Annotated in this window: 6 protein-coding genes; 5 read left to right on the top strand and 1 reads right to left on the bottom strand. The window is 59.9% G+C overall.

What is annotated here, in order from left to right; genetic code table 11:
* Positions 1–29 precede the first annotated feature (29 nt).
* On the top strand, positions 30–3,989 hold the full coding sequence (gene cobN / locus H6F59_RS00215; RefSeq protein WP_190694129.1) for a cobaltochelatase subunit CobN: 3,960 nt from the start codon (positions 30–32) through the stop codon (positions 3,987–3,989).
* Between the two features lie 62 nt (positions 3,990–4,051).
* Here the strand turns inward: cobN and wecB are convergent, their stop codons facing one another.
* On the bottom strand, positions 4,052–5,200 hold the full coding sequence (gene wecB, locus H6F59_RS00210) for a non-hydrolyzing UDP-N-acetylglucosamine 2-epimerase (RefSeq protein ID WP_190694128.1): 1,149 nt from the start codon (positions 5,198–5,200) through the stop codon (positions 4,052–4,054).
* Positions 5,201–5,683: 483 nt separating this feature from the next.
* Between wecB and H6F59_RS00205 the strand changes: the two genes are divergently transcribed.
* From H6F59_RS00205 to H6F59_RS00190, 4 genes are all read left to right on the top strand, one after another.
* The gene (locus tag H6F59_RS00205) at positions 5,684–8,092 is read left to right on the top strand and encodes a PAS domain-containing protein (RefSeq protein WP_190694126.1); all 2,409 of its coding nucleotides are present in this window, start codon (positions 5,684–5,686) and stop codon (positions 8,090–8,092) included.
* A gap of 8 nt (positions 8,093–8,100) precedes the next feature.
* Entirely contained in the window at positions 8,101–10,761 is a 2,661-nt protein-coding gene (locus tag H6F59_RS00200) for a PAS domain-containing sensor histidine kinase (RefSeq protein ID WP_190694124.1), read from the top strand.
* A 635-nt stretch (positions 10,762–11,396) separates the two neighbouring features.
* On the top strand, positions 11,397–12,629 hold the full coding sequence (locus tag H6F59_RS00195) for an EAL domain-containing protein (protein ID WP_190694122.1): 1,233 nt from the start codon (positions 11,397–11,399) through the stop codon (positions 12,627–12,629).
* A 180-nt stretch (positions 12,630–12,809) separates the two neighbouring features.
* The gene (locus H6F59_RS00190; protein ID WP_190694120.1) at positions 12,810–16,907 is read left to right on the top strand and encodes a PAS domain S-box protein; all 4,098 of its coding nucleotides are present in this window, start codon (positions 12,810–12,812) and stop codon (positions 16,905–16,907) included.
* The last annotated feature ends 37 nt before the right edge of the window (positions 16,908–16,944 follow it).

Raw genomic sequence — 16,944 nt, 5'->3', positions numbered from 1 at the left:
CAGATTTGTTGTTGCCCTAGGGATCGCCCATGCATCGCTTAGCCGCTACCCCCGGCGGCTGGACGCCGGATACTGAAGGCGTTATTTTTATCGAGCAAACCCCGGCACCCCTGGTATTTCTCACCGCCGCCGATACCGAAATTCAAAGCTTGACGCGGGCCAGTTTCCCCGCCGATTTTCCGGCCCTGCGGGTGGCCAACCTGCTTCAGCTTCAGCAGCAGTTGGCGATCGACACCTACGCCGACGATGTGCTGCGCCACGCACAGATTATTGTGGTGCGGCTACTGGGGGGGCGCGCCTACTGGCCCTACGGTCTGGAAGTGGTCAGGGAGGTGGCCACCGAAACCGGGGCCGCCCTGATTGTGCTGCCCGGCGACGATCGCCCCGCCCCTAACCTGATCAGCCATTCGACCGTGCCGCTGACGGTGGCCAACCAGCTGTGGCGCTACCTCAAGGAAGGCGGCGTCGAGAATATGGCGAATGGGTTGATGGAGGTGTGCGATCGCATTCTCCATACCACCTACCACCCCCCGGCCCCGCAGCCCATCCCTAAAGTTGGGGTGTATCTCACTGGTCAACAGGAGAAGTACCCCGACCCCCTCTCCCCTAGCCCCTCTCCCATAGGGAGAGGGGGACTGGAGCGTGAAACCGTCAAAGTGGGCTTGATCTTCTACCGGGCGCATTACCTGGCGGGCAATACTGCGCCTATTGATGCGCTATGCGCGGCGCTGGCAGAACGACAGCTGCACCCGGTGCCCGTATTTGTATCGTCACTGCAAGATCCTGAGGTGCAGGAGGATTTGATCGCTCTGCTGAAGCCCAAGGGTGACCAGGGCATTGACCTGCTGCTGAACACTACCAGCTTTTCGGTGGCGAAGCTAGACGGTGCCACCCCCAATTTAGATTTGTGGGAAACCTTAGACGTGCCGGTGCTGCAGGTGATTCTCAGCGGCGGTACCAAAGCCGCCTGGGAAAGTCAGAGCTTGGGCCTCTCGCCCCGCGACATTGCTATGAATGTGGCCCTACCGGAAGTAGATGGGCGCATCATTACCCGCGCTGTTTCGTTTAAATCGGTCAACCAACGTAGCGAGACGCTAGAAACCGACGTGGTCACCTACGAGCCGGTAGCTGACCGTATAGAATTTGTTACCGACCTGGCCGCCCAGTGGGCCGCCTTGCGCCGTACTCCTGTGGGCGATCGCCGCATCGCCCTGATTCTCGCCAACTACCCCAACCGCGATGGTCGCCTCGCCAACGGCGTTGGCCTCGATACGCCCCAGAGTTCGATCGAAGTTCTCCAGGCCCTCAAGGCGGCGGGCTACACCCTGGGCGACATTCCCACCGATGGCGACGACCTGATTCGCCAGCTCACCGCCGGGGTGACTAACGACCCCGAAGGCCGGGATTTTCGTCAAGTTCACCAGTCTCTTCCCCTCGCTGACTACCGCCAGTATTTTGAAACTATGCCGGAAGCAGTGCGCGCTGGCATGAGCGCTCGTTGGGGCATTCCAGGGGGAGATGGAGAAGGTGGGGAGGCCGGGGAAGAAACTCAAAACTCAGAACTTAAAACTCAAAACTCGAAATTCCCCATTTCCGGACTCCAACTCGGCAACATCTTCATCGGTGTTCAGCCGAGCCGGGGCTACGACCTCGACCCCTCCCTCAACTACCACTCCCCCGATCTAGAGCCGACCCACGACTACCTGGCTTTTTATCTCTGGCTGAGGCATAGCTTTGGGGCTCAGGCGATCGTTCATCTGGGCAAGCACGGCAACCTGGAATGGTTGCCCGGCAAAGGCGTCGGCCTATCGCAGGACTGCTACCCCGAGGCCATGTTTGGCCCCATGCCCCACCTATACCCCTTTATCGTCAACGACCCCGGCGAAGGCTCCCAAGCCAAACGCCGCGCCCAGGCGGTAATTCTCGACCACCTGACACCACCCCTCACCCGCGCCGAACTCTATGGCCCCCTCGAAAAGCTTGAAGGCTTGGTGGATGAATACTACGAAGCCCAGAGCTTGGATCCCTCAAGGCTGGCGCTGATCGGCGATCGCATCCTCACCCTACTCACCGAAACCAGCCTCCTGACTGAAATCTCCCCCGCCTCCACTCTTCGAGAAGGGCAAAGCCCTACACTCCCCCACTCCCTCACTCCCCCACTCCCCACTCTCCTTCCTACTCTCGACACCTACCTCTGCGATCTAAAGGAAGCCCAGATCCGCGACGGCCTCCATATCTTTGGCCAGTGCCCCGATAGCCGCCAGCTACGGGATTTGATCGTGGCGATCGCCCGCCACCCCGGCCCTGGCCGCCAGGGATTGACGCGGGCGATCGCCGAATCCTGGGGCCTTGACCTCGACCCCCTCACCGCTGATCCTGGGGAGCCTTTCACCGGGTTGGTCAACTGCCGGATTGTGGGGGACGCGATCGAGGCCCTAGAAGAGGAAGCTTCCCGCCTGGTGGAAGGGTTGCTGCTGCAAGTTACTGCCCCGAGCTATCCTCTCCCTAGCCCTCTCCCTGAGGGAGAGGGAACCGGAGAAAATTCCAACTCCCCTCTCCCTCAGGGAGAGGGGCCGGGGGAGAGGGGAACAGCCCTCGCCACTGAACTCTACTGGATTCAGCACACCCTCATTCCTGCGCTAACCCGCACCACGGACGAGCTCGCCAACCTGCTGGCGGGCCTCGACGGTCGCTACGTGCCCAGTGGCCCCGCCGGAGCGCCTACCCGCAATCGCCCCGACGTGCTGCCCACGGGCCGCAATTTCTTCTCGGTGGATATTCGCGCCATCCCCACCGAGAGCGCCTGGGATGTGGGACGACGAGCGGCGGAAGTGCTGGTGGAGCAGTACACCCAAGACCACGGCGAGTACCCCCAAACCCTCGGCCTGTCGGTGTGGGGCACCTCCACCATGCGTACCGGCGGAGACGACATTGCCGAAGCTTTGGCTCTGATGGGGGTACGTCCGGTGTGGGATGGCCCCTCGCGGCGGGTGGTCGATTTTGAGGTGCTGCCACTGTCAGCGATCGGACGGCCGCGGGTGGATGTCACCCTGCGGATTTCGGGCTTCTTTCGTGATGCCTTCCCTAATTTGATCGACCTGGTAGACCAGGCAGTGGCGGCGGTGGCGGCTCTGGAGGAACCACCGGAACAAAATCCTTTGGCGGCGCGATCGCGGCAGGAGAGTGCCGAGTGGCAGGCCCAAGGACTAACGGCAGAGCATGCGGAGCTGCGATCGCGCTACCGCATTTTTGGCTCTAAGCCAGGGGCCTACGGAGCTGGCTTGCAGGGGCTAATCGAATCGCAAAACTGGACCACCGACGAAGATCTGGCCCGTGCTTACCTGAACTGGAGCGGCTACGCCTATGGTCGCGATGCTCAGGGCCACGCTATGCCCGAAGCTTTTGAGCAGCGGCTCAAGCACCTGCAAGTGGTGCTCCACAACCAGGACAATCGCGAGCACGACCTGCTCGACTCTGACGACTACTACCAGTTTCAGGGGGGCATGACGGTGGCGGCGAGAACTCTCCAGGGGCAGCAGCCCGCCACCTACTTTGGCGACAATGCGGTAACGGCCAAGCCCAAGGTGCGATCGCTGGAAGCCGAAATTGCCAAGGTCTACCGCTCTCGCGTGGTCAACCCTAAGTGGATCGCGGGCGTCATGCGCCACGGCTACAAGGGGGCCTTTGAGATGGCCGCCACCGTTGACTACCTGTTTGCCTACGATGCCACCGCCCGCTGCGTCGCCGACCACATGTATGAGGGCGTGGCCCAGGCCTACTTGCTCAATCCAGCGGTGCAGGCCTTTGTGCAAACCTCAAACCCCTGGGCGCTGCGCGATATGGCCGAGCGCCTGCTCGAAGCCAACCAGCGGGGGCTGTGGGCCACAGCCAAGGCCGAGATGCTGGATAGCCTGCGGCAGATCGCCAACCAGGCGGAAGGAGTGCTAGAAACCCAGCAGTTTAACCAGGGGCAGGGGCAGGCAGAGTAGCCTCTTGAGCGCTGACCCTGTCTACCTGGGGGGCCATACCAGCCTCCGAACTCCGCCACCTACTAGCACGCCAGGGGCTGCCGAACCGTGGCTTCTGTGGTCTGTTGCAGATAGGCCCGCGTAATCTCAAGAATCCGCTGGGAAGCCTGGCCGTCGCCAAAGGGGTTGATCGCCTCGGCCATGGTCTGGTAAGCCTCGGAATTCAGCAGCAGCGTCTCGGCCTCCGCCAGCATGCGATCGGCGTCGGTGCCAATTAGCTTAGCGGTGCCGGCCATCACGGCTTCGGGGCGTTCGGTGTTATCGCGCAGCACCAGCACCGGTTTACCCAGGCTGGGGGCTTCCTCCTGCAAGCCACCCGAGTCAGTCATCACCAGGTAGCACCGCTGAATCGCGCCCACCAACTGAGTGTAGTCAAGAGGCTCAGTCAAAAAAGCTCGGGGATGATCGCCGAGGGCGGCTTGGAGAGGGTCTCGCACCGTGGGGTTACGGTGCAAGGGCAGCAGCAGGGCGGTGTCGGGAAACCGTTCGAGTACTTTGAGAAACCCATCGGCGATCGCCCCTAGAGGTGCGCCCCAGTTTTCGCGCCGATGCACCGTTGATAAAATTACTCGGTGACGGTTCCAGTCTAGCCCCGGCACCTCGCAGTCGGGACGGCGATCGGCCACCGACAGCAGGGCGTCGATCACGGTGTTGCCGGTCTGGTGCAGATTACCGGTTACCCCCGATCGCTCTAGGTGCTGCACCGACAGAGCCGTGGGCGCAAAGTGCAGCTGGGTAATTTGGGAAACCAGCCGTCGGTTGGCCTCCTCAGGGAAGGGGTTATAGATGTTGTCGGTGCGCAGACCCGCCTCGACATGGCCCACCGGAATTTTCTGATAAAAGGCCGCTAGGGCCGCGGCAAAGGCCGTCGTCGTATCGCCCTGCACCAGCACAATGTCGGGGCGACTCTCTTGAAACAGGGCTTCTAGTCCCTGGAGGCTGCGACAGGTGATGTCGGTCAGGGTTTGGCGGGGTTGCATAATCGCCAAATCGCGGTCGGCACCCAGGTTAAACAGCGCCATGACTTGATCCACCATCTCCCGATGCTGGCCGGTGAGCAGCACCTGGGTGTCAAAGTCGGGGCACTGACGAAAACACTGAATCACCGGCGCAAGTTTAATCGCCTCAGGGCGAGTGCCCAACACAATGCAGACTTTAAACGGTGGAACCATAGGGAGCTGCCCTTTGAATGCAAAATCATGCTCAGAATAACCTGTTCATGCCACCATCCCAGATGGCGGTACCCAGACATAGCAAAAGAACGAAAAATGGAAAAAATGCCCAACAGGTTTGAACTCTGACGTTTTGGGCTGCCCTAACTTAAACTTGACCCGCGATAAGACGGTAGCTGCTGGCTCAGGCCGAACACGAAATCCGATTTGATGAACCCCAATTCATGATGCAGAAACCCTGTAGGGGCGTAGCATGCTACGCCCCTACAAAGCGGGGGTATTCATTCAGGATTTAGTACAAGTTCACCAATGACAGGGAATTTGCCGCGATCGCAGTCCACCACTCGACAATAATTATTGCCATAGATAGCTTTAGGGGTGACTCGATGCTTACCATAGACAAAAACAACGGTTTGTCGACCGATTGCTATGGGGAGTAGCCCACGCCATAGGGCCACATCCATGGAGCCTAAGAGGTATCCTATGACCGGGCAGCTGGCCAATCAGATTCTTTGGGTAGGAGAGAATTCAGCAGCATTGGGGTGCGATCGCCCTGCATGCCAACTGGGGCTAGTTGCCCTAGACCAGGTCGATGCCGCCTTGGCTTACCTCGCTGCTGGCCATCAAGTTGACGGCATTTTGCTGAATTTAGCTGGCTCAGCCACGGCGGGGCTGGCTCCGTTAGAGGCGCTTCAGGCACAAGCCCCCGACGTGCCGGTGATTGTGTTGGTCAACCCAAACCAGGCGGCCCTGGGGTTAGAGGCCGTCTGGGCTGGAGCCGAGGATTACCTAGTTTGGGGACAAACCGCCGCCGAAATTGGGCGGGCCCTGGACTGTGCCCTGGCACGCCGCCGCAGACCGCGATCGGGGTCGGTGGCAGGGGCGGGGGGCGACCTCAGCGAACAGATGCAGCTTGACGCTGAACGCCGCCGAGCCGAGGCGCTGTTGACCACCCGTATTCGTCAGCAGGCCACTTTGCTTACCAGCGCCGAACGCATTGGCAACATGGGCAGTTGGGCCCTCGACTTGAACACCAACCACCTAGTCTGGTCGGTGGGCACCTATCGCCTGTTTGGCCTGCGTCCCGAGGATCCTATTGAGAGCTTTGAACGGTTCATCGAGTGGGTGCTGCCCGAAGATCGGCCCGAACTGCTGAGCAACCATGCCCAAGTTAATCGGTTTAGCGGAACTTTGGAGGTCACCTACCGCATTCGTCGCCCCGATGGGGATGTGCGCTGGCTGTCGGATCGGGGCAACATCGAAGTGGACGCCGAGGGACAACCCTCCCGGCAGCTGGGTACGGTAATCGACGTGACCGCCCAGAAGACGGCTGAGGTCACTTTGCGGGCCAGTGAAGAACGGTTTCGACTGGTCTCGAAGGCCACCAACGACGCCATTTGGGATTGGGATTTGCTCGCCGATATCACCTGGCGAGGGGAGGGGTATAAAATGCTGTTTGGCTATGGCGATGATGACCTTGGGACCTCTTACGACTGGTGGCACAGCCGCCTGCACCCCGACGATCGCCAGCGGCTGCTGGCCTCAATACAGACAGCTCTAGAGGGAGACGCCACCATCTGGACGAACGAGTACCGATTTCGCTGCCACGATGGCCGCTATGCCTACGTCATGGATCGCGGCTATGTGATTCGCAACGAGCAGGGGCAGGCGCTTCGGATGATTGGCGGCATGCTCAATTTAACTGAGCAAAAGAACCTAGAGGCGCAGCTGCTGCAAAGCCAAAAAATGGAGGCCATTGGCCAGCTCACCGGCGGGGTTGCCCATGACTTTAACAACCTGCTGACGGTGATTTTGGGCAACGCCGAGCTGCTGGTCGAACTGCTCGACACCCAGCCCCGGCTGCGATCGCTAGCCGATATGATCAGCGGGGCGGCCCAGCGAGGAGCCGACCTCACCCAGCGCCTGCTGGTCTTTGCCCGTCGCCAAATCCTGGACCCCAAGCCCGTTGATGTCAACCAGCTGATTGGTCGTATGGATGCAATGCTGCGCCGCACCTTGGGAGAACAGGTCGAGGTGCGCTGTAGCTATGATATTCAGCTGGGGTCTGCTCTAGTCGATGCCAGTCAGCTAGAGAACGCCCTGCTCAACCTCTGCCTCAACGCCCGCGATGCCATGAACGGCGTGGGCCGCCTCACCCTCACGACCGCCCAGACCTGCATCATCTCACCCGGCGACAAGTTCCAGGGCGACTTCTCCCCAGGCGACTATGTTCTAGTTGCCGTGTCGGACAATGGAGTGGGCATGGGGCCAGAGCTGCTGAGCCAGGTTTTTGAGCCATTTTTTACCACTAAGGCCAGGGGCAAAGGCACCGGGCTAGGACTGAGCATGGTCTATGGCTTTGTCCGCCAGTCCAACGGCTACGTCACCATTGACTCTGAGCCAGGAGCAGGAACCACCGTGCGACTATACCTGCCCCGCTGCCATCATGGCTCTAAACCGGCTTTAGAGAGTTGTCATGGCCCAGAGACTTCCCCTGCATGGTCAGATGCCTATTCTGGTGGCTCAGAGCTAATTTTGCTTGTTGAAGACAACGCTCTGGTGCGCGCTCACGCCCAGCAGCAGCTCGAAAGTCTGGGGTACCGGGTGTTGGCGGCTGAAAATGGCCCAGCAGCCCTAAAGCTGCTGCATCAATGGCCTGAAATCGATCTGCTATTTACCGATGTGATCATGCCCGGCGGCATGACGGGCTGTGACCTAGCAGCTGCGGCTCACCGGCTGCAGCCGCAGCTGCGGGTCCTCTATACTTCTGGCTATACCGAAAATGCCCTGATTCACCAGGGGGCGCAAGAGCCTGGAATTCTACTGCTAGCCAAGCCCTACCAGCGGGCTGAGCTGGCCCGTCATGTTCGTCAAGCCCTTGCCAAAGGTTAACCTAGGGAATGTTTTCTCGCGGCCCAGCTATGACGTTTCGGCTGCCTCGACCCTCGACCCGCTGGGCTCGGGGGTTGACCCTCGCCGGTTTTGTGGGGGTGTTCCTAGCCGATATGGTGACGCCCCTAGGGTTTGCCCACGGCATGTTGTATATGCCGTGGGTGGCGGTGGCGGGGCTGTCTCGCAATAGCTGGTGGGTTGTGGGAGCAACCGTGGCCGGTGTGGGGCTAACGGCGGTGGGCTTTTTTGTGTCACCCTCGAATCTGACCGGGGCGGCTCTGGCCTACGCGATCGCCAATCGACTGGTGGCAGCTCTAGCAACCGCCACCACCGGTGGGCTCACCCTGGCGATTTTGCAATACGTTCACCGGGTGAAAGAGACCCAGCGGTTGCTCAGCGAGGCCTACGATACCTTGCGATCGCAGCAGACTTTACTGCAAATCGCTAGCGAGATTGGCCATCTAGGCGGCTGGCTGGTGCGCCTCGACACCCATGTAGCGGTCTGGTCTGAGGAAGTGTGTCGCATCCACGAGGTCGAGCCGGGCTTCGCCCCCACGGTGGCTCAGGGCATTGAGTTTTATGCCCCTGAGTACCGCGATCGCATTACCGCTGTCTTTGCCGCCTGCGTCAAGACTGGCTTGCCCTTTGACGAAGAGCTGCAAATTATTACGGCCCGCCAGCGCCGGCTGTGGGTGCGCTCTATTGGCCAGCCCGTGCGCAACGAGCAGGGCGCTATCGTGGCCGTGCAGGGGGCCTTTCAAGACATTACCTCGCAAAAGCTGGCTGAAGTGTCTTTAGAGCGCAGTGAGCAGCGGTTTCGCCAGCTGGCCGACGCCATGCCCCTGATCGTGTGGACCGCCGACCCCAACGGCACCGTCGACTACGCTAGCCACGCCCTAAGGGTCTACACCGGCATCTATGACCCTGATACGCCCCCGAGCCAGATCTGGATGACCCTGCTGCACCCTGACGACGTTGACCTCTGCTTGACTGTGTGGACGGCGGCGGTGCAGTCTGCCAGCCCCTACCGGGTTGAGCTTCGGACGCGGCGCTACGACGGCGACTACCGCTGGCATCTGGTGCAGGCGGTGCCCATTCGTGACGAAGCCGAGCAAATTGTTAAGTGGTACGGCACTGCGATCGAAATTCACGACCAAAAGCAGCTTGAACAGGAGGCCCGCCAGATCGCCGATCGCCTCAACACCACTTTAGAGAGCATTACCGACTGCTTTTTTACCCTCGATCGCCAGTGGAACTTTACCTTTATCAACCGCCAGGCCGAACAACTCTTGCAGCGTGAGCGGGTCGATCTACTGGGCAAATATGCATGGGATGAGTTTCCAGAGGCGAGCGGCAGTGTCTTTCAGCAGCAGTATGAAAAAGCGGTAAATGAGGGGCAATCGGTCGAGTTTCGAGAGTTTTATGCCCCCTTAAACGTCTGGTTAGATGTGCGAGCCTATCCATCCCACGAGGGCCTGGCGGTGTATTTTCAAGATGTGACCGATCGCATAGCCCTTGAAGAGCGTCTGCACCAATCGCAGCGCCTAGAATCCATAGGGCAGCTGACTGGGGGCATTGCCCACGACTTCAACAATCTGCTCACCGTCATTTTGGGCAACGCCGAGCTGCTGGGCGAAATGCTTGAAGCTGACCCTCACCTGCACCCCCTGGCGCAGATGATTGGCAGCGCCGCCCAGCGGGGGGCCGAACTCACCCAGCGGCTGTTGTCCTTTGCCCGTCGCCAGGCCCTCGATCCCAAGCCCGTTGATGTCAATCAGTTGATGACCGCTACGGATGGGCTGCTGCGTCGCACCCTGGGCGAGCACATTGACATCAACATCGTGGCAGAGGCCAATCTGTGGCCCGCCCTAGTTGACCCGGCCCAGCTAGAAAACGCCCTGCTCAACCTCTGCCTCAACGCCCGCGATGCGATGGTTCGAGGGGGCCAGCTCACCCTTGAAACCGCCAACACATACCTTAGCCAAGACTACGCCAGCCAACACGTGGAGGTGGTGTCGGGGCATTACGTCATGGTGTCGGTGTCGGATACGGGCGTGGGCATTGATCCCAAGCATCTAGAGCGGGTATTTGAGCCCTTCTTTACCACCAAAGAACAGGGCAAGGGCACCGGCTTGGGCCTGAGCATGGTCTATGGCTTCATCAAGCAGTCGGGAGGCCACATCAAGATCTATTCCGAGCTGGGCCACGGCACCACCATCCGAATGTATCTACCCCGATTTTGGGGTGATGTTCAGCCCTCCCTGCCTGCTCCAGAGGGAGTGGTGGCCGCCCACTCAGAGCTGATTTTGCTGGTGGAAGACAACGAGCTAGTGCGCCGCTACGCCCACGACCAGCTGGTTGATCTAGGCTACCGAGTGCTGGTGGCCACCAGCGGTCCGGCAGCTCTGGCCATGCTCTACCAGCAAGACAACATTGACCTGCTGTTTACTGACGTGGTGATGCCCGGCGGTATGAGTGGGCGCGAACTAGCTGACCTGGCCCAGCAGATCAGGCCGGGGCTGCGGGTGCTCTACACCTCGGGCTATAGCGAAAATGCTATTGTCCATCAAGGTCGCTTAGATGAAGGTATACAGCTGCTCAGCAAGCCCTACGGCCGCACCGAACTTTCGCGAAAGATTCGAGAGGCGCTGACTGCTCCCTGTCACTGATACAAACTCCCCAACCCACCTTCTCTAGCTGAGCAGCGGCGACTTTATTCGGACTGAATGCCGTCTTCAACATAACAATAGTAGGCATTGATAAAGAATATCTATTTCGCCTATGTGAGCCCCAATCTACAACGAAAGATACGGGTCAGGGTCCCAAGCTAAGGCTTAGCATGTATACGGGTTTGCTCAGCAGTCCAACGGATTTATCACAATTAATTCGGAGTTAGGTCAGGGCACGACGGTTAGGCTGTATTCACCCAGACATCAACGAATCCAGGACGTTTCTGAAAGCGCAGCGATGGCAGTCTCTGCGATTGGTTAAGAACGGTTTCTCTCAGTCAAAGACGATAACCTGGTGCACGAGCTACGGGCAAAATCAGCTAGAGCAGCTGGGGTATCAGATGACAGTAGCCAGAAGCGGCCCAGCGGTCCTGGCTACTGTTCAGCGCAGGTCATTGTTCACCTAGAGCGGCTTGACCCTGGAGTCAAGTTGCTAAGTAAGTCCTACCGGCAGGCCGATTTAGCCCAAAAAGTTTGTGACGTGCTGGATGGGTAGGGGTGGGTGGGCAGGCTGAGAGGGGGCTGGCTGGGACCATGGCAGCACAAGGACGGTTTGAGGGGGGCATTGGTAGGGCATGGGCGATCGCCGACTGTTGATTTTAGATGACGACCCTATGACCGGGGAGACTATTCAGCGAATCGCTGAATTTGCTGGGCTGGAGGTATATTTTACCCCCGACCCTGACCGGTTCTTTGACCTGCTCCGCGAGTGGCAGCCCACCCACATTGCCCTTGACCTGGTGATGCCCACTATGGATGGGGTGCAAGTCATGGCTCGGCTGGCCAAGCTGTCTTGCCGGGCCAAAATTATTATTACCAGCGGTGTTGGCAGTCGAGTGCTTGATGCCGCTGGGCGATCGGCGGTTGAGCACGGCCTCGACATTGCCGGGGTGCTGGCCAAGCCCTTTTCGCCTAACCAGCTGCGGGAAATGCTGCTGGGCCAAGTCTCCAGCCCGCCCCCGCCGCCCCCGGTTGTCGGTGCCCCCTTCCAGCCGCCGGAGCTGACCCCGGCTGACCTGCTCCAAGCCCTCGATCGCCGTGAGTTTGTGCTGGCCTACCAGCCTAAGGTGCTCTGTACCACCGGTGAACTGGCCGGGGTTGAGGCTCTGGTGCGGTGGGCTCACCCTGTCTATGGTCTGCTGCCGCCGGGGCGGTTTATTCCCCTGGCGGAGAGCTGTGATCTGATTGACCCTCTCACCGATCAGGTGATTGAGCAGGCCCTAGCCTGGTTTGGGCCGCTCTGCACGGCGGGGGCAACACCGCTGTCTGCGGCGATCGGCGATCAGCTGATGCTGTCGGTGAATATTTCGGCCCGCACCCTGGGCAACGGGGCGCTGTTTGAGCGCGTGCAGGAGCGCTGCGGTGCCCAGGGCGTTGACCCCGCCCGGCTGATTTTTGAACTCACCGAAACCAGCGCCATGGATGACCCGGTGGCCTCCCTCGATCTGCTCACCCGGCTGCGCATGATTGGCTTTCACCTGTCGATTGACGACTTTGGCACTGGGTTTTCGTCGATGCTGCAGCTGGTGCGGCTGCCCTTCTCAGAGATTAAGGTTGACAAGTCGTTTGTGATGACAGCGATGACGTCTCCCGAGTCGCGCACGGTGGTGAAATTTATTGTTGACCTGGGCCACAGTCTGGGGCTGCGCTGCACCGCTGAGGGGGTTGAAGACGCCGAAACCCTCGATTTTCTAACCACCATTGGCTGCGACCTGGCCCAGGGTTACCACATTGCTCGCCCCCTGGCTGGCGACGATTTTTGGCCTTGGCTAGCCGTGCGCGATCGTTATGCCCTGAGGGAGAGCTAGGAAACTGACCTGGGGCTTTACAGTTTAGATAGGGGTGTCCTTAGTGCCGGGTTTGCCCAAGCCGTTAACTACAGACTGTGAAGGTCGAGGAAGCCTCGATCACCCCAACGCTATGTAAGGGCATCATAAAGAAAGCGTGCAAACCCATACATTTGCATACAATTCGCCACACAGGCCAGGATGAACAATTTAACCGACGACGCTGAACGGCTGGCGGCGGTGCATCGCTACCACATCCTTGATATGCAGTCGGATAAGGCCTTGGACCGGGTTACGGCGATCGCGGCCCGCCTGTTTCAGGTGCCCATTGCGTTGGTGACTATAGTCGATCGCGATCGCATCTGGTTTAAGTCGCGCTATGGAGTCACCCTAGAGCAAATTGACCGAGAGTTGGGGTTATGCGCCTCGGCAATTTTGCAGGGCGAGGTCTACGCCATTACCGATGCCCGTCAAGACCCACGCACGCAGTCCAATTCTCTGGTGCAGGGCGAGCTGGGCCTCAGGTTTTACGCCGCCGCTCCCCTCACCACTGCCGATGGTATGGCCATCGGCACCCTGTGCATTATCGACCACCAGCCCCGCCAGCTCACCGCTAATGAAACTCAAACCCTGGCTGACCTGGCCGCCGTGGTGATGGAGCAGCTGGAGCTGCAGTTGTCGAGCCGTCAGCTGATCGCCACCACTGCCGCCCAGCGGGTGGCCATCGATAACCTCTACCATCAGGCTCCCTGCGGCTACCACTCGCTCGACAGCAACGGGGTATTTATTGAAATTAACGACACCGAGCTGGGGTGGCTGGGCTATGAGCGCGAGGCGGTAGTAGGCCGGCTGCGCTTCTGGGATGTGATCACTCCGGCCAGCCAGGCCACCTTTGCTGCTAACTTTTCTCTGTTTAAGCAGCGGGGCCGCATTAGCGATTTAGAGTTTGAGCTAGTGGGGGCCGACGGCTCCACCCAGTGGATTTTGCTCAACGCGATCGCCGAGTATGACGAGCAGGGCAACTACGTCAGCAGCCGATCAACGGCCTATAATATTAGCGATCGCAAACGCACCGAGATCGCCCTGCGCCAGCTAAATCAGTCCCTAGAGGCCAAGGTGGCCGAGCGCACCGCCGAGCTGGCTGAGCGCAACGCCGAGCTAGAGACCAGCAACCAGGCCCTCCACCTCAGCAACCAGCGCTTTCGCAACGCCTTTGACTACGCTGGCATCGGCATGGCGCTAGTTAGCCTAGAAGGTCACTGGCTAGAGGTCAATCGCTCCCTGTGCGAAATCACGGGCTACAGCGAGGACGAGCTGCTGGCCACCACGTTCCAAGCCATCACCCACCCCGACGACCTAGACACCGACCTAGACCTGGTGCGGCAGCTGCTCAACCAGGACATTCGCCACTACCACCTAGAAAAGCGCTACCGCCACCGCCAGGGCCACTGGATCTGGGTGATGCTGAGCGTGTCGATTGTCACCGACGAGCAGCAGGTTCCGCTCTATTTTGTCTCGCAAATTCAAGATGTTAACGAGCGCAAACAGTCAGAAATTGCCCTGCGCAAAAGCCAGGCCATGTTGCTAGAGTCCCAGAGCGTGGGCCGCATTGGCAGTTGGGAGTACGACGTTGCCACCCAAAAAGTCACCTGGTCAGCCGAAAAATTTCGCATCTTAGGGCGCGACCCCGCCCTGGGCGAGCCTGGCTTCGACGAACTGCTGCGGCTCTACCACCCAGAGGACGGCGACTACCTGCGCCAGTCGGTCGAACAAGCCCTAACGACCGGTGAACCCTACAGCATCCGAATTCGGTGTAACCGCAGTGACGGCACCGTGGGCTATATCGATGACCGGGGCCAGGCCGAACGCAATGCCCAGGACGAGGTCGTGCGCCTCTACGGCATTGCCCAAGACATTAGCGATCGTGTGCAGGCCGAGCGAGAGCTGCGCGAAATGAGCACTGCTCTAGCCCATGCCGTCGAGGGCATTTCGCGATTGGACAACGCCGGGCGTTACATCAGCGTCAACCAGGCCTATGCCGCCATGGTGGGCTATACCCCAGAGGAACTGGTGGGCCAAACTTGGCAAATTACCGTTCACCCTGATGATTTAGATCGGCTCAACCAGGCCTATGCCGCCATGCTGGCCCAGGGCAATGTCAATATCGAAGCTCGAGGCTTGCGTAAGGATGGCTCAATCTTTCATAAGCAGTTGTTTATGGTGACGGCCTACGATGACCGGCAGCAGCGCCAGGGTCATTACTGCTTTATGAAAGACATTAGCGAACGAGCCCAGCTCGAAGCTGAACGCAGGCAGGCCGAAAGTGCTCTGCAACAGGAACTAGAGCGCCTATCTGAGGTCGTCGAGACCCAACAAAAGGTGGCCCTGGTCAATCCTCATCTAGAACAGGTGATGGCGGTGATTGCCGCAGGTGCTCTATCGCTCACCCGTGCCGACGGGGCCGCCGTTGAGATCCTCGAAGGTGCCGAACTGGTGTGCCAGGCCGGTAGCGGCATCGCTCAAGCCCATTTAGGCTGGCGATTGCCCTTGGCCGATAGCCTAGGCGGTCAGTGCCTCACCGAGGGCCGCACGCTGTACTGCGCCGATGTCGATCGGGAGGGGTGGAGCAAGTCCTCTGTTATTCAGGCGCTGGGGCTGCGATCGATGGTGGTGGTGCCTCTGACCTATCAGGCAGAACGGGTCGGCGTGATCAAAGTCTTCTCATGCCAGCCCAACGCCTTTACGGGGTCCGATCGACAAACCCTACAGCTAATGGCTGGTTTTTTGGCGGCCAGCCTACACTTAGCCAGGGAGTTTGAGGCCAAAACTACCCTACTGCAAGAGCTTCAAGACAGTGAGGAGCGTTATCGTTCGGTGGTGGCGGCCCTTTCAGAAGGGGTAGCCGTGGTGCAGGCCGATGGCGTTCTATTGACCTGCAATGCCAGTGCGGCCAAGATTTTAGGGTTGCAAAGTTGGCAGATCGTCGGCCGCTCCCTAGCCGATATGAACCTGTACATGATTGGGGAAGATGGTTCTCCCTGCCCTCAGGAGGAGCACCCAGCTCTACTCACTCTGAGCACGGGGCAACTGGTTAACAACCAGGTGATGGGCGTGGTCAAACCCGACGGCATTACCTGGATTTCCTGCAATACTCGTCCCCTCTTTCATCCCAATGAACGCTTGCCCTACGCGGTAGTGCTCTCGTTCACCGATATTACTGAGCTCAGGCGATCGGAGGTGGCGGCCCTGCGGCGGCGAGCTGAGCAGGAGCGGCTGCTGAGTGAAATTGCCCAACGCATTCGCCAAACCCTTGACCTGAAGGCAATTCTTACCACCACCGTAACTGAGGTGCAGCAGTTTTTGCGCACCGACCGAGTGCTGATCTATCGTTTGGAGGCCAGTGGCCAGGGCATGGTGATCGCCGAGGCCATCACCGCTGGCTGTCCACCGCTGCTGGGGCAACAGGTGCACAGTCCGATCGCTGAGGCGCGGCTGGTGCAGTTGCAGCAGGGCAACTTAGAGGCGGTTGCCGACCTTCAGGCCGAGCCCGATCGCCTTTGCCCCCTCGATGGCTTTACCCAGGCCCGGGCTCAGGTGGTGGTGCCAATTGTGCAGGGCAATCGGCTTTGGGGCATGCTGATGGCCCACCACAGCCAGGGGCCACGCCCTTGGGAAACCTCTGAGCTAGATGTGTTGAAGCGGCTGGCCATCCAGCTGGCGATCGCGATTCAGCAGTCGCAGCTCTACCAGCATATTCAAACCGTCAACCGCCAGCTGGAACACCTAGCCACCCACGACGGCCTCACCCAGGTGGCCAACCGGCGTAGCTTTGACACCTACCTCCAGCAGGAGTGGGGGCGTTTGCTGCGGGCCCAGGCTCCCCTGAGTCTGATTCTGTGCGACATTGACCACTTCAAGCAGTACAACGACACCTACGGTCACCCGGCGGGGGATGTGTGCCTGCAGCGGGTGGCTCATGCCCTAGAGCAGATGGCCAAACGCCCGGCTGACCTGGTAGCCCGCTACGGCGGCGAGGAGTTTGCCCTGGTGCTGCCCGACACTGACCAGACCGGAGCTGAGGCGATCGCCCGCGCCATTCAGCAGGCCTTGGCGGAGCTAGCGCTGTTTCACGGCGCCTCGCCCCTGGGCCAGCGCATCACCCTTAGCCTCGGCATTGCCAGCGTTATACCCACCGTTGAGCAGCAGGCTCAAACCCTAATTGACCAGGCCGATGCCGCCCTCTACGCCGCCAAGCAGCAGGGGCGCGATCGCTACCGTGTGTTTCAGCTCGGTGGGTGAGGGCAGACCAGTTTGGGCAACGGGACATGCTAAGCGA

Source organism: Nodosilinea sp. FACHB-141 (assembly GCF_014696135.1).
In the GTDB taxonomy this organism is placed as follows: Bacteria; Cyanobacteriota; Cyanobacteriia; order Phormidesmidales; family Phormidesmidaceae; genus Nodosilinea.
This window is presented reverse-complemented; position numbering and strand designations above follow the sequence as displayed.